Origin of the sequence: Labrenzia sp. THAF187b, from assembly GCF_009363375.1 — a bacterium.
In the GTDB taxonomy this organism is placed as follows: Bacteria; Pseudomonadota; Alphaproteobacteria; order Rhizobiales; family Stappiaceae; genus Roseibium; species Roseibium algicola.
Map to the genome: position 1 here is coordinate 1,419,190 of NZ_CP045344.1, position 13,480 is coordinate 1,432,669.

Annotated in this window: 14 protein-coding genes; 7 read left to right on the top strand and 7 right to left on the bottom strand. The window is 61.0% G+C overall.

The features are described from left to right. Nucleotides 1-11: 11 nt before the first annotated feature. Nucleotides 12-695 (bottom strand): response regulator transcription factor, encoded by a 684-nt coding sequence (locus tag FIV03_RS06555; protein ID WP_023002571.1) that lies wholly within the window; start codon nt 693-695, stop codon nt 12-14. A gap of 192 nt (nt 696-887) precedes the next feature. On the opposite strand from FIV03_RS06555, the gene FIV03_RS06560 reads away from it, so the two are divergent. Continuing rightward, nucleotides 888-1,427: a L,D-transpeptidase family protein gene (locus tag FIV03_RS06560; RefSeq protein ID WP_152509061.1), complete on the top strand. Its 540-nt coding sequence runs from the start codon at nt 888-890 to the stop codon at nt 1,425-1,427. Nucleotides 1,428-1,443: 16 nt separating this feature from the next. On the opposite strand, the gene FIV03_RS06565 is transcribed toward FIV03_RS06560, so the two are convergent. Next, nucleotides 1,444-1,929, bottom strand: coding sequence for a hypothetical protein (locus FIV03_RS06565; protein ID WP_152509062.1), 486 nt, complete (start codon nt 1,927-1,929; stop codon nt 1,444-1,446). Nucleotides 1,930-2,150: 221 nt separating this feature from the next. On the opposite strand from FIV03_RS06565, the gene FIV03_RS06570 reads away from it, so the two are divergent. The 5 genes from FIV03_RS06570 (at nt 2,151) to FIV03_RS06590 (ending at nt 8,775) form a co-directional block, all read left to right on the top strand. Beyond that, complete coding sequence (locus tag FIV03_RS06570) at nt 2,151-3,041, top strand: neutral zinc metallopeptidase (RefSeq protein ID WP_152511844.1); 891 nt, start codon at nt 2,151-2,153, stop codon at nt 3,039-3,041. Nucleotides 3,042-3,317: 276 nt separating this feature from the next. Next, entirely contained in the window at nt 3,318-4,229 is a 912-nt protein-coding gene (dapF, locus tag FIV03_RS06575; RefSeq protein ID WP_152509063.1) for a diaminopimelate epimerase, read from the top strand. Beyond that, nucleotides 4,226-5,494: a tRNA (N(6)-L-threonylcarbamoyladenosine(37)-C(2))-methylthiotransferase MtaB gene (mtaB, locus tag FIV03_RS06580; RefSeq protein WP_152509064.1), complete on the top strand. Its 1,269-nt coding sequence runs from the start codon at nt 4,226-4,228 to the stop codon at nt 5,492-5,494. The genes dapF and mtaB overlap by 4 nt, the downstream gene beginning before the upstream one ends. A gap of 265 nt (nt 5,495-5,759) precedes the next feature. Further along, on the top strand, nt 5,760-7,220 hold the full coding sequence (gene ftsY / locus FIV03_RS06585; RefSeq protein ID WP_152509065.1) for a signal recognition particle-docking protein FtsY: 1,461 nt from the start codon (nt 5,760-5,762) through the stop codon (nt 7,218-7,220). 169 nt (nt 7,221-7,389) lie between these two features. Then, nucleotides 7,390-8,775, top strand: coding sequence for a mechanosensitive ion channel family protein (locus tag FIV03_RS06590; protein ID WP_209009880.1), 1,386 nt, complete (start codon nt 7,390-7,392; stop codon nt 8,773-8,775). An 18-nt stretch (nt 8,776-8,793) separates the two neighbouring features. Here FIV03_RS06590 and FIV03_RS06595 read toward each other — a convergent pair whose 3' ends face one another. The 4 genes from FIV03_RS06595 to gloB all read right to left on the bottom strand — a co-directional run bounded on the left by FIV03_RS06595 (nt 8,794) and on the right by gloB (nt 11,731). Further along, nucleotides 8,794-9,609, bottom strand: a complete 816-nt coding sequence (locus FIV03_RS06595; RefSeq protein WP_152509067.1) for a DUF1206 domain-containing protein — start codon at nt 9,607-9,609, stop codon at nt 8,794-8,796. A 510-nt stretch (nt 9,610-10,119) separates the two neighbouring features. After that, on the bottom strand, nt 10,120-10,563 hold the full coding sequence (locus FIV03_RS06600; RefSeq protein ID WP_152509068.1) for a cupin domain-containing protein: 444 nt from the start codon (nt 10,561-10,563) through the stop codon (nt 10,120-10,122). A gap of 44 nt (nt 10,564-10,607) precedes the next feature. Beyond that, nucleotides 10,608-10,823, bottom strand: coding sequence for a hypothetical protein (locus FIV03_RS06605; RefSeq protein ID WP_023002583.1), 216 nt, complete (start codon nt 10,821-10,823; stop codon nt 10,608-10,610). A gap of 125 nt (nt 10,824-10,948) precedes the next feature. Then, nucleotides 10,949-11,731 carry a hydroxyacylglutathione hydrolase gene (gene gloB, locus FIV03_RS06610; protein WP_152509069.1) on the bottom strand — a complete coding sequence of 261 codons (783 nt, stop codon included), beginning with the start codon at nt 11,729-11,731 and terminating at the stop codon, nt 10,949-10,951. Between the two features lie 138 nt (nt 11,732-11,869). Here gloB and FIV03_RS06615 point away from each other — a divergent pair, with 138 nt between their 5' ends. After that, the gene (locus FIV03_RS06615; protein WP_152509070.1) at nt 11,870-12,649 is read left to right on the top strand and encodes a class I SAM-dependent methyltransferase; all 780 of its coding nucleotides are present in this window, start codon (nt 11,870-11,872) and stop codon (nt 12,647-12,649) included. 198 nt (nt 12,650-12,847) lie between these two features. On the opposite strand, the gene metW is transcribed toward FIV03_RS06615, so the two are convergent. Next, complete coding sequence (gene metW / locus FIV03_RS06620; protein ID WP_152509071.1) at nt 12,848-13,480, bottom strand: methionine biosynthesis protein MetW; 633 nt, start codon at nt 13,478-13,480, stop codon at nt 12,848-12,850.

Below are 13,480 nucleotides of genomic sequence, written 5' to 3' on the forward strand. Positions count from 1 at the left end.
CCGATTACCGGTTACGGCACAAGCTTATATCCACCGGCTTCTGTGACAAGAAGCTCCGCATTGGACGGGTCACGCTCGATTTTCTGTCTGAGGCGGTAGATGTGGGTTTCCAGCGTGTGGGTGGTCACGCCGGAATTGTAGCCCCAGACCTCGTGCAGCAGCACGTCGCGGGTCACGGGCTTTTCGCCGGCACGGTAGAGGAATTTCAGGATGGAGGTTTCTTTTTCCGTCAGGCGAACCTTGGAGCCGCTGTCGTCCTGCATCACCTTGGCGGCGGGCCGGAACGAATAGCGGCCGATGGCGAAGGTGGCGTCTTCGCTCTGTTCGTGCTGGCGCAAATGTGCCCGGACACGGGCCAGAAGCACGGCGAACTTGAACGGCTTGGTGACATAGTCGTTGGCACCGGCCTCAAGCCCCAGGATCGTGTCGCTGTCGCCGTCATGACCGGTCAGCATGATGATCGGTGCCTTGAAACCGCCCTTGCGCAGCAGTTTGACCGCTTCGCGCCCGTCTATGTCCGGCAGGCCGACGTCCATCAGCAGCAGGTCGACGTGCTCTTCCTTGGCCATTGCGATGCCGGACGTGGCCGAATCCGCCTGGATCGTCTCAAATTCATCGTAGAGCGACAGCTGCTCCACCAGCGCTTCGCGCAGTTCGGTATCATCATCGACAATCAAAATCGTGCGGGCGGTCATCGTCGCGTCCCTCGCCAGAATCCAAAATCTCTTCACGACGACTTGTGCAAAGGACACAAGCGCGTTCCTGCTTCTATGTGCGTGGGAAATTGTTCCCGCACAAGCGGTGTCCCGTCAATTCTTCTTCACGCGGGGTTTAGGGGTGGTTTATCAAGAAGACCGGCGGAGCGGACAGGCGGAACGGACAGGATCATGAAAACCTTGAAAAAATCGGCGGGAATGCTGGAGGTTCGTGCGTCGCCTCTGAACCGGACACGCGGCGTGCTCAGTCTTGGGCGGATCACGGTCCCGTGTGCGCTTGGCCGGTCGGGCATCGTCATGCGCAAGTGCGAAGGCGATGGCGGCACGCCGGTGGGCCGGTTCGAATTGCTGCACGTCTACTATCGCCCGGACCGGGGCTTGCCGCCGGCAACGCTGCTGCCGACCGAGCCGCTGACACCGGCGTCCGGCTGGTGTGACGACCCTGGCCACCGTCTCTACAACAGGCCGGTGCAACTGCCTTTTGCAGCCAGCCACGAGAAGATGTGGCGCGACGACAGGCTCTACGACATCGTCGTCGTGCTGGATTGCAACCTGAACCCGGCCGTGAAGGGACAAGGTAGCGCGATCTTCTTTCACATCGCGCGGCAGGGCTATTCGCCGACGGAAGGCTGCGTTGCCGTTTCGCCGGAACACATGCGCCTGATTCTTCAGAACATCGACCTTGGCGCGGAGATGGTGATCCACGCCTGAGCCGGCCCGAACAGTCTTAAGGATTGGCACTGACCTGTGGCCGGTAGATGATGAAACTGCCACTGACCGTGGTCGAGGTCCTGACACCGGCGTCATCGGTCGTCGTTGCCGTGCGAATTCCGAAACCGTTGCGCTTGACGGTCTGGTCGTCGGTGACGTTGCTTTCCAGAAAGGTTGCCCTGTTGCCGTTGACGCTTTCGAGGATCGCCGTGTGCCGCGGTTCGCCGCGAGACATCGTCTGTTCCTCCCAGTTGCCGTCGGGCTGGGTTACACGAACCGTGACTTCGAAGCGGGTGAACTGGAAGACGTCACCCGGCCGGGCGTCCGACAGGTTGTTGATCACCCGTCCCCAGACATAGGTGGACGCCGGCTTGTTGAAGCCGACGTGCCGGAAAGCGTTGTCGACCAGCGTCCAGCACTGGCCATCGCCTTCCACCCGGCCAAGCCTCTCGGTGGCGAAATTGATCAGGCGTTGCGCCTGTTGAGCGTTTACGTCGGGCATGATCGTTATCCTTCATAACTGCCCCATGGACGCAATTTTAGGTCGGCATGACCGCCAACTCTGTAACCCGCATCACGATTCCGTTGGCAATGAGGGCAACCGAACGCGCCTTGCCGCGTTTTTTGAAAAGTGTCTCACAGGCAGAGACTGCGGCCAACCGCATAGGTTTCCGCGGTCTTGTCTGGTATGACGAAGTTCGGGTTCACGGAGATTACAAGGACATGCGCTGGAAAGGCCGCCGCGGCAGCAGCAACGTTGAAGACAGGCGTTCGATGGGCGGGAGACCACGCATGCGCGTTGGTGGTCGCCGGGTGAGAGGTGGTGGCCTCGGGTTGACGGGCCTCCTGATAATCGTCGGCATTGCCTGGCTGACCGGCATCAACCCGCTGACACTTCTCGGACAGCTGGATGGCGGGGGCGGTTACGATACGCAGTCCTATCAGACGCAGGCCCCTCGCAGTGCGGCCGACCAGGAAACAGCGCAATTTGTCTCCGTCGTTCTGGCCGACACGGAAAACACCTGGAGCCAGATCTTCGAAAACGGTGGTGCGACTTACCCGGAGCCGACGTTGGTGCTGTTTTCAGGGTCGGTGTCATCAGCCTGCGGATACGCCAGTGCGGCCACCGGCCCGTTCTACTGCGGTGCCGACAGCAAGCTTTACATCGACCTGTCCTTCTATCAGGAACTGGCAAACCAGCTGAATGCGCCCGGTGATTTCGCACAGGCCTATGTGCTGGCGCATGAAGTCGGTCACCACATCCAGAACGTGCTTGGCGTGCTGCCGGAATTCCAGAAGGCCCGGCGTACGCTCAGCAAGGCGGAGGGCAACGCCCTGTCCGTACGTGTCGAATTGCAGGCCGATTGTTATGCCGGCATCTGGGCGCATTATGCCGCCCGGCAGAAAGGGTTTGTCGAGGAAGGTGATATCGACGAGGCACTGAACGCGGCCAGCCGGATCGGTGACGATACGTTGCAGCGCCAGGCTCAGGGCTATGTCGTGCCGGAAAGCTTCAACCACGGCACTTCTGCGCAGCGGGCGCGCTGGTTCAAGAAGGGTTTCCAGTCCGGCGACCTCAATGCCTGCGACACGTTCAGCGCGGCGAGCCTGTAGAGGCACCAACACATCGCGTCTTGCCATGGCAGGTCCATGGTATCCAAGCCGCTTGATCGGTTCTTTTCCTTACACTTCCGGCTTTGAAAGCCCACGGCATGGATTGCAGGGGCAAGCCTGCAATGACGACCAAGTGATAACGGGCTGGGGCGTTTACGCATATCTGCGATGACTGCCTGCCCCACTGGTAATTTGCGGTGTTTTCCGCCATATAGGGGCAAATGTCCGCAAGATGGCGGACGCTTTTCCTTGAAGCTTTGAAGAAGTGCGACCGGTATGGCGTCTGAAACCAGACCCTTTTTGAAGATGAACGGCCTTGGCAATGATTTCGTGGTCTGGGATGCGCGTGCAAAACCGCTGCGCCTGACACCGGAAGCCATTGCCGCATTGGGCGACCGCGAGACGGGCATTGGTTTCGACCAGATGATCACCGTTGAACGGTCCTCGCTGGGTGTCGATGCCTTCATGCGCATTCACAACCGCGATGGCAGCGAAGTATCTGCCTGCGGCAACGCCACGCGCTGCATCGGCCGTCTGCTGATGGAAGAAGCCGGCAAGGAGCTTGTTACCATCGAGACCGGCGCCGGGCTGCTGCACGCGTTCGATGCCGACGGCCCGCGCAGCGTGACTGTCGACATGGGTGTGCCGCGGCTTGCCTGGAACGAAATACCGCTCGCGGAAGAGTTTGCCGACACCCGTGCGATCGAACTTCAGATCGGACCTATCGATGATCCGATCCTGCACACACCGGCCGTCGTCAACATGGGCAATCCGCACGCGATCTTCTGGGTCGACGACGTGGAAGCCTATGAGCTTGAGCGGGTCGGTCCCTTGCTGGAACACCATCCGATCTTTCCGGAATACGCCAACATTTCGCTGGCCCATGTGTTTGATACCGACCAGATCCGGGTAAAGGTTTGGGAACGCGGCGTCGGTCTGACGCTGGCCTGTGGGACGGCTGCCTGTGCGGTTGGGGTTGCCGCCGCGCGTGATGGCCGGACCAGCCGCAAGACCACCATCCATCTGCCGGGCGGTCCCATCGGGATCGAATGGCGCGAGAGCGACAACCACGTGCTGATGACCGGTCTGACGGAAGTGGAATTCGAAGGCGAGGTCGATCTCGATACTTTGGCCTGGCGCAAGACCGCCACGGGCGACGCCCCGCTGGCGGCTGGAGCCGCGTCATGAGCATCGATGTCGTGACCTTCGGCTGCCGGCTCAATGCATATGAGTCGGAAGTCATGAAGCGCGAGGCGGAGGCTGCCGGCCTCAAGGACGCCATCCTCATCAACACCTGTGCCGTAACCGGCGAGGCGGTTCGTCAGGCCCGACAGGCCGTGCGCAAGGCCAAGCGCGACAACCCGAACGCCAGGGTAATCGTCACCGGCTGCGCCGCGCAGACGGAAAGCGAGACCTTCTCCTCCATGGAGGAAGTGGATCTGGTGCTCGGCAACTCGGAAAAGCTTGAGCGCAAGTCCTATCAGGACGTTGCCGCCTTCGGCGTTTCCGAAACCGAGAAAGTGCGCGTCAACGACATCATGAGTGTCGAAGAGACCGCAGGCCACCTGATAGACGGACTGACGGGCCGCGCGCGTGCATTCGTGCAGGTTCAGAACGGATGCGATCACCGCTGCACCTTCTGCATCATTCCCTATGGCCGGGGCAATTCCCGCTCCGTTCCGATGGGCGTGGTCATCGACCAGATCAAGCGCCTCGTCGACAACGGCTACAACGAGATCGTGCTGACAGGTGTCGACATCACCTCCTATGGTGCGGATCTTCCGGGAACCCCCAAGCTGGGCACGCTGTCGGCGAAGATCCTGAAGATGGTTCCGGACCTGAAGCGCCTGAGGCTGTCTTCCATCGATTCCATCGAGGCCGATGACGACCTGATGCGGGTGATCGCCGAAGACGAACGGCTGATGCCGCATCTGCATCTTTCGCTTCAGGCGGGTGACGACATGATCCTGAAGCGGATGAAGCGGCGCCACCTGAGGGCCGACACGATCCGCTTCTGCGAAGAGGTTCGCCGCCTGCGGCCGGACATGGTTTTCGGCGCCGACATCATCGCCGGCTTCCCGACGGAAACCGAGGACATGTTCCAGAACTCGCTCCGGATCGTCGACGAATGCGGCCTGACGCATCTGCACGTCTTTCCGTTCTCGCCGCGCAATGGCACGCCGGCAGCGCGCATGCCGCAGCTGCCGCGCAACGTCGTGAAGGAACGCGGCGCGCGCCTCAGGGCCAAGGGCGAGGAAGCCCTGGTCAGGCACCTTCAGGCCGAGGTCGGCAAGACCCGCCCCGTGCTGATCGAGAAGGAAGGCCTTGGCCGGACTGAACAATTCACGCAGGTCGAGCTGGGCAGCGGCAATGCCGGTGAGATTGTCGAAACCAGAATTATCGGACATACCGGCCGCCATCTTCTGGGCGAAGCCCTTTCCAGGGCTGCCTGAGGAAAGGTTCAGGGATCGGGTGGTGACGAGCTGGCCTGTGGTGTGAGTCAGATTGGATTGAAGCCGGGGCGAATTGCAATGTACCCCTCATCCTGAGGAGGCCCAAAGGGCCGTCTCGAAGGATGGGCGGCAATCTCGGCGCAAGTGGCCCATCCTTCGAGACAGCGCTGAGCGCTTCCTCAGGATGAGGTATAGGGTTTGGCTTCGGCGGTGGATGCCGACAGTTTAAGAACGCAGTAGTGGGCAGATTTTTTAAGGCAGGTTCATGAGCGAGAAAAAGCGCGGCTTTCTTGGACGTCTCTTCGGCGGCAAAAGCAAACCGGAAGACGAGGCTGTTCCGGCCGCCGAAGATGCGGCACAGAAAGCAACATCCGCAGAACCGCAGGAAGACGACCCGGCACTCGACGTCGAGATGGACGTTCGGCCTGTCGCGGCGCTGAACGAGCCGTTCCAGCCGATCGCAATGGATGTCAGCCCTGGTATCGTTCCGGAACTTTCGCCAATGAAGCCGGTGGTGGAGCCGGAAGACATTCTGCCAACCGATACGGGACCCGACGTCGAGCCCGAGCAGGCAGAAACACCGGAACCTGAAGCGCCCCGGCCGGAAGAGCCCGAAAGCCAAGAACCTGCAACACCAGAACCTGCAACACAGGTGCCAGAAACACAGGCCCCAGAACCGCAGGCGCCAGAAATACATACGCCTGAAACGGCAAGCGCACCGGAACCGGTTGTCGAGCCGGCCCCCGCAGAAGCGCCTGTTGCTGCGCCAGTGCCCGCCGCACCGGTGGAACCTGTTGCCGAAGAACCGAAACTGTCCTGGTTCCAGCGATTGAAGAACGGCCTGTCCCGGTCTTCCGCATCGCTCACCGAAGGCATCAGCTCGATCTTCACCAAGCGCAAGCTGGACGCCTCCATGCTGGAGGAGCTGGAAGATATCCTGATCCAGGCAGACCTTGGTGTCGACACGGCGATGGCGATTACCGACCGTCTGTCCGACGGACGCTACAACAAGGAAATTTCGCCGGAGGAAGTCCGGGCGATCCTGTCCGAAGAGGTTGAGAAGGTGCTGGTTCCCGTCGCCAAGCCGCTTGATCTCGATACCGGCAAGAAGCCGCATGTGGTGCTGATGGTCGGGGTCAACGGTACGGGCAAGACCACCACCATCGGCAAGCTGTCACAGAAGCTGCGTTCGGAAGGCAAGACCGTCATGCTGGCGGCCGGCGATACCTTCCGTGCGGCTGCGGTGGAACAGCTGAAGATCTGGGGTGAGCGCACCGGGGCTGAAGTGATTGCGCGCGATACTGGCGCGGATGCCGCCGGACTTGCCTATGACGCGATGAAGGAAGCGCAGGCGAAGGGCGTCGATGTGCTTCTGGTCGACACCGCCGGCCGGCTTCAGAACAAGGCCGAGCTGATGGATGAGCTGGAGAAGGTCATCCGCGTGATCAAGAAGCACGACCCGGAAGCTCCGCACACGGTCCTGCTGACGCTCGATGCGACCACAGGCCAGAATGCACTCAACCAGGTCGAGATCTTCGGCAAGGTTGCCGGCGTGACCGGTCTGGTGATGACGAAGCTCGACGGAACCGCCCGGGGCGGGATCCTGGTCGCGATTGCCGCCAAGCACGCATTGCCGGTGCATTTCATTGGTGTTGGGGAAGGTGTGGCCGATCTCGAGCCCTTCTCGGCCAAGGATTTTGCCAGCGCGATTGCAGGCATGGCTTAACGCGGGCGTCCCGCAAGGCGCTGGATCCGTTCGTTCGGGCGTCTTGCGAATTCGCAAAGCAGTGCCGGGGAACCTCACAGCCCGACGTGCGTTTAGTTAGCGTCGAAGTCTGGCGCGCGCGGAAACCCTTCTACTGACGGCAGCCGGGCACAAGCGCGGAAAGGCCGTCATGATTTCCAGATTGTTGCACTCGTTTCTTGTTGCTCTGGTGCTGTTTCTGCCGGGGGCACTGCCTGCATTTTCACAATCGGAAAGCCCTGCCGGAGCAATCACCGCCGTGCCCGGTGCCGGCGACGATCAGGCCATCGAGCAGCGTATCAACGGCATCTATGACCAGCTCGACGGACTTTCCGGAATATCGGTCGTCGTAAGATCGGGTGTGGTCAACCTGACCGGAACCGTGACCGAGGCAAGCCTTGCCACGAAGGCCGAAGAGCTTGCCGGCCGTGTCGACGGCGTCGTCGCGGTCCAGAACAATCTCACCGAGGAAACCGCCCTGGAGGAACGTCTCGTTCCGGTTTACGAGCGCTTGCAGGCGCGCCTGTCCCAAGGGGTGAACTATCTGCCACTTGCCCTGGTTGCCCTGCTCGTCTGGATGCTGGCCAGTGCGGCCGGACTGCTGATCGCGCGGTTTGAATGGCCTTGGAACAGGCTCACGCCCAATGCCTTCATTGCAGATCTTGTCAGGCAGCTGATCAGGATCCTGTTCTTCACGATCGGGATCGTGCTTGCGCTTGATGTGCTGGGCGCCACTGCCGTCATCGGCACCTTGCTTGGAGCAGCCGGCATTGTGGGTCTGGCGGTCGGCTTTGCTGTCCGGGACACGGTCGAAAACTACATTGCCAGTATCATGCTCAGCATCCGGCAGCCGTTCAATCCCAAGGACTTCGTCCGGATTGAAGGCTACGAGGGTTTTGTGATCAGTCTCACGTCGCGTGCAACGATCCTGATGGAAAAGGACGGGAACCATATCCGCATCCCCAACGCCATCGTCTTCAAGAGCACCCTCGTCAACTTTTCCACCAATCCACGGCGCCGCTTCGTCTTCGAATTGGGCGTCGATGCGGAAAGCAACCTCGACAAGGCGCTGGACGTTGGCCTCATGACGCTTCGCCGCCAGGAGTTCATTCTTCAGGATCCCTCCCCCGATGCCTGGATCGAAGCGTTGGGAGATTCCAACGTTGTTCTGAGTTTTGTAGGCTGGATTGACCAGACGCGGACCGATTTCCAGAAGGCCCGGTCCGAGGCGATGCGCCTCGTCAAGCTCGCGCTTGAATCAAACGGCTTCTCCCTGCCGGAGCCCATCTACCGGCTGAGATTCGACGATGCGCCTGTGCTGGAAAACCTGCTGCCGGACAGGGAGGAGGGGGATCGGGACCGCGGGAAGATCGCCCGTAAAGAGGCAGCGTTTCCGCAATCGGCAGAAATGCCGAACGATACGGAAGCCGACCGGGATCTTGAAAAGCAGGTTGAACTGGAACGTAAAGCCGCCCAGTCGGACGACCTTCTCGATGAACATGCGCCGAAGGAATTCGGGGCGAAAGCAGCCAGGTGAGCCTGACAAGACAGGCGCTTAACAAAGCAAATCCTGCGCAGCGCCTCGGGAAAGGCTGACCCTGCGCCATCGGGATTCGACAAAGGAGTAGATGGCAAAAACCATCAGGCCAACCGCCAGCGCGAACAGCATGACCTGCCCATAAGGCAAACCCTGGATGTATTTCAGCGCATCCAGTGTGCTCGGCAGATCGCCGCCGGAGGTTGAGGCGCCCTCGATGCCAAGCCAGATCATTGCCGACAGAAGGGCGAACACGATCCCGCGTGCACCGAGGCCAAGAACCGACACGATGTGAACAACCCGCATCGGGGCTTCATTTTCATCGAAGTGCTTGCTGTATCTGCCTGAGCAGGCCTTCCACCAGTGCGCAACCGCTATTCCCAGAAAGACAAGGGACAAGCCAGCCACGAATAGACGCTGACCAAGAGCTTGGGAGATAGCGTTCATCAGGCCCGGCAGCAGTTTGCCATCATTCGTGCCCGTAATTCCGAGCAGGCCCATGGCGTAGAGTGCGAGCGCGCTATAGGTGGCGGCGCTTGCCAGAAGGGCCAGGCGCACGACGATCCCCTGCAGGTCCCGTCCATGGTTGTCCGCGTCCAGAACGGCCTGAACCAGCCGCCAGACGACAAAACCGAACAGGCCTGTCACCAGGACAGCCACCAGAACAGAGCCGAAGGGTTGGGACAAGAGAGTGACAAGGGCACCTTTCGTGCCCTTGCTGCTGCCTGCGCCGATGGATGCGAGAATGGCAAAGAAGGATATGATGCCATAGACGATGCCGCGCGAAAGATATCCCGCGCGTGCGGCAGCTTGTAACCAGTGCGAGTACTTCATTCCCCTGGTCTTTCCGCCATCCCGGCATTTTCACGATCGGTAAGCGCTGTAAGTCGGCTCCGCCAGAATGTTTGGCGGGCCGACCAGCGGGCGGTGCCAGAGGGCGTGGTCGCTAAACCTGCAATACGTTGAGGGTTACCCCGGCTCAGCCGAGGCCGAGAAACGACAGGATGGCAACAACCACGACGACAAGTCCGACGAGATAGATAATGTTGTGCATGTTCAATTCCTTACCAGAAACGGAAAAGGGCCGGACGCTGGGTGAACGGTAGGGGGCGGCCGTTCGTGGCGGGGGCTTGCGTCCGGCCCAAACTGTTGGAGATCGTCTGCCGGGGGCGCGGCAGAGTTACCGGGGCTAGGTTAGACCAGTCCGATGAAGGACAGGATCGCGCCGACAACGACGACGAGACCGACCAGATAGATGATACCGTTCATGCCTCTCTCCTTTCGTTGGAGAGAGAACTCGTCAAACAGGAAATGGTTCCGAGGAATCGAACAGGGAGCGAAAATTCAGCTTCCCGGTTGCCAGTCTTCCGGTGCCATGACGAAGCCTTCGAACTGAAATCCGGGGGCAACCGTACAGCCGACCAGGGTCCATGCGCCGAGCGAGCGGGCCTGCTGCCAGCCGTCACGGGGAACGATGCCCTGGGGGCGTTCGCCGGCCAGAAGGTCGTTGCCCAGGGTAATCACCTCCCGGGTGGTGCCGTCGGTGCTGATGGAAAGTTCCAGCGGGCTGCCGGCGTACCAGTGCCAGGTCTCGACCGCGTCAACCTTGTGCCAGCGGGAGAGAACGCCTTCGGGAAGCAGGAAATAGATCAGGGTGGATGCAGCCCGGCCACCATCATCGGTGACGCTGTCGCGGAAGGTCTCGGCATAAAAGCCACCTTCCGGGTGCGGTTGCATGTCGAGAAGGTCGACGATCTTTTCGGTGGTCAGGCTGGCAGTAGAAGTCATGAAAAGTCCCGGCTGGATCAACTGGATTTCCGGGACGGGATCGCTCAGGAGGATTTCGACCCGGTGCAGAAAGCCAGATCATCAATGGTTTCGCGCAGGGCCGCAACCACTTCCTCGTAAAGGAGCTGCATGTCCAGCCTGTGTCCGCCGCCCAGATGACCCGGTATCGGTTCGGCCTGGCCGACGATGCGGCTGACCACGTCCCGTGCGCGCTGCTCCGCGGAGCGTGTCAAATGGTCTTCGGAACTCGCAGGTGTCATGGTGTGTGCCCCTTCATGATCACGATAGCGTGCATATGGGGGCAACCAGCCGTTGTTTTAAGCCTTCCGGCCAAGAAAAACCGGAAGGCGGCGCAAGATTTCTGCTGCGGGTCCTATAGGTATGATCAAGCGTTGTCCTTGCGGATGCGGATCTCGGAAAAGACTTCGGCAGCGCTTTTGCCTTCCATGCCGAGAGCAGCGGCGACAGAAGCTTCACCTGCACGCAGGAACGGGTTCGTTGCTTTCTCTTTCGCCATGGTCGTCGGCAATGTCGCGGCGCCTTTCTCGCGCAGCGCGGCAACTTCGTCTGCCCGTGCCTTCAGATCGGTGTTGTCCGGGTCGATGGTCAGGGCGAAGCGCGCGTTGGCCTGCGTGTATTCATGGCCGCAGTAGATGGTGGTGTCATCGGGCAGCTGGCGCATCAGTTTGGCAAGCGACGACCACATCATGTCCCTGTCGCCCTCGAACACACGGCCGCACCCGAGCGAAAACAGAGTGTCGCCGGTGTGGGCCACCTTGATGGAGGCGATGTGCCAGGAGATCTGATCCAGCGTGTGGCCCGGGGTCGAGATTGCCTTGATCTCGTAAGGTCCGCACCGGACGTCGTCGCCGTCTTCCACGGTGCGGTCGAACTCGGCAATCTTCAGGCGCGAACGCTCGGGACCGATGACGGTCGCGCCAGTTTTCCGCTTGAGTGTGCCGAGACCCTGGACATGGTCCCAATGGTGATGGGTGATCAGAATATGCGTCAACGCCCAGCCGGTCTGCTCCAGCGCCTTTTCGTAGGCATCGGCGTCGGGCACGTCGACGGCAATGGTCGTTCCACTGTCAGTGTCGTGAATCAGCACGCCGAAATTGTCGTCGAGACAGGTAAACTGGTGAATTTCGGTGGTGTCGCTCAAGGCCATGAAACGGCTCCCTGCTGAGATCTGTTGGTTGAGATGCAGACTGGCAAAGTCAGGCGCCAAGGGCAAGGCAAGAGATCTTGCGCTCTCCCGCCGTTCCATGTTCAATCGCCGCGACCCTTCTTGACCGAGCAAGGCTGAATGTATCTCGACGTCGTTCATTTGCGCGCTTTTTACGATTTGCCACTCGGCAGGCTGCTTCGCAGCCTGATCGGCGCGCCTATCCGCAAGATGTGGCCGGACCTTACCGGCCAGGCTCTGCTCGGTATCGGTTACGCGGGCCCGTTCATGCGGCCCTACCTCGACACGGTTGACCGGGCGATTGCCGCCATGCCCGCCCCTCAGGGTGCGGTTCACTGGCCGCGCGAGCGGGAAAGCGCCTGTGCGCTGGTGGAAGACCAGGACCTGCCGTTTCCCGATGCCTATTTCGACCGGGTGATGCTGGTACACGCTCTCGACCATTGTTCGGACCCTGCGGCGGTTCTCAGGGAAGCCTGGCGGGTGCTGGTGCCGGGCGGGCGACTGATTGCCGTCGTGCCGAACCGGCGCGGCCTGTGGGCACAGTCGGAACTTTCCCCCTTCGGCTATGGCCGGCCTTATTCGGGCAGTCAGCTCAAGGATCTTCTGAAGAGCTGCCAGTTCAACGTGACCGAGGACAAGGAAGCCCTCTTCATGCCGCCCTCGCGCGCCCGCACCATCCTGCGTGCGGCCCGCACCTGGGAAGGCATCGGCCGCCGCATCTGGCCCGCCTTTGGCGGTGTTCTGATCATGGAAGCGGAAAAGGTCGTGTTCCAGAGCCTGCCCGTCGACGGCAAGAAAAGCCGCTTCCGCGTTCTGCGGCCTGTCTTCATTCCCGAAGGCGTTGCGACAGGACTGAAGCCTGTCAGGTCCGTGCATCGGGCGGAGACGGGCGACTGCTAACAGCCTCTGAGCCGTCATTCCGGACTAGCGCTGCAGAAGGCTGCGCGACGATCCGGAATCCAGCACGCCAGTGTGAGCGCAGCGAACTCGATAGGGTTTTATCGGTGCGCTAATCGCGCGAAATATGTCTGGGTTCCGGATCTGCGTTCGGCTTCGCCTTCCTTGTCCGGAATGACGGCCGAAGGGTATCGAACCAGCTTACCGCTTCAGCAGGAACACGGCCTGTTCGGCAACGATGTTCCACACCCACCAGGGGGCGTTGACCGGGATCTTGTTGCCCCGGCCGCTGAGGGCGATGGCCTTTTCGACATTCGCGTCCAGTTCCCGGCAGAGTTCGACGAAATCCCGCAGGGAACAGAAGTGGATGTTCGGGGTGTCGTACCATTCGTAGGGCAGGTACTTGGTCACCGGCATGCGCCCGCGGAACATGAGCTGGGCCCGGTTGCGCCAGTGGGCGAAGTTCGGGATCGAGATCACGACCTGATTGCCGATGCGCAGGAGCTCGCTGACGACCTTTTTCGGTTCGCGGGTCGCCTGCAGGGTCTGGCTCAGGATGACGACGTCGAAGGCCCCGTCCGGATAGTCGGACAGGTCCTGGTCGGCATCGCCCTGGATCACCGACAGGCCGCGGGCAACGCAGCGGTTGACGCCTTCCTGGGACAGTTCGATGCCGCGTCCGTCCACCTGACGTTCGCGCACCAGAAGGTCGAGCAGCTCACCGTCGGCGGACCCGATGTCGAGCACGCGGGCATTGTGCGGTACCAGCGAGGCGACAACCTTGTGGTCGCCGCGCACGTCTCCGCTCTTGGTCTGTCTTGGAGCCAGGTTCAC

Coding starts and splice junctions, on each gene's coding strand:
- FIV03_RS06615 (WP_152509070.1), top strand. CDS start 11,870: ATGTATCTCGACGTCGTTCATTTGCGCGCTTTTTACGATTTGCCACTC.
- FIV03_RS06600 (WP_152509068.1), bottom strand. CDS start 10,563: ATGACTTCTACTGCCAGCCTGACCACCGAAAAGATCGTCGACCTTCTC.
- mtaB (WP_152509064.1), top strand. CDS start 4,226: ATGAGCATCGATGTCGTGACCTTCGGCTGCCGGCTCAATGCATATGAG.
- gloB (WP_152509069.1), bottom strand. CDS start 11,731: ATGGCCTTGAGCGACACCACCGAAATTCACCAGTTTACCTGTCTCGAC.
- FIV03_RS06555 (WP_023002571.1), bottom strand. CDS start 695: ATGACCGCCCGCACGATTTTGATTGTCGATGATGATACCGAACTGCGC.
- dapF (WP_152509063.1), top strand. CDS start 3,318: ATGGCGTCTGAAACCAGACCCTTTTTGAAGATGAACGGCCTTGGCAAT.
- FIV03_RS06565 (WP_152509062.1), bottom strand. CDS start 1,929: ATGCCCGACGTAAACGCTCAACAGGCGCAACGCCTGATCAATTTCGCC.
- FIV03_RS06560 (WP_152509061.1), top strand. CDS start 888: ATGAAAACCTTGAAAAAATCGGCGGGAATGCTGGAGGTTCGTGCGTCG.
- FIV03_RS06605 (WP_023002583.1), bottom strand. CDS start 10,823: ATGACACCTGCGAGTTCCGAAGACCATTTGACACGCTCCGCGGAGCAG.
- FIV03_RS06570 (WP_152511844.1), top strand. CDS start 2,151: ATGCGCTGGAAAGGCCGCCGCGGCAGCAGCAACGTTGAAGACAGGCGT.
- ftsY (WP_152509065.1), top strand. CDS start 5,760: ATGAGCGAGAAAAAGCGCGGCTTTCTTGGACGTCTCTTCGGCGGCAAA.
- FIV03_RS06595 (WP_152509067.1), bottom strand. CDS start 9,609: ATGAAGTACTCGCACTGGTTACAAGCTGCCGCACGCGCGGGATATCTT.
- FIV03_RS06590 (WP_209009880.1), top strand. CDS start 7,390: ATGATTTCCAGATTGTTGCACTCGTTTCTTGTTGCTCTGGTGCTGTTT.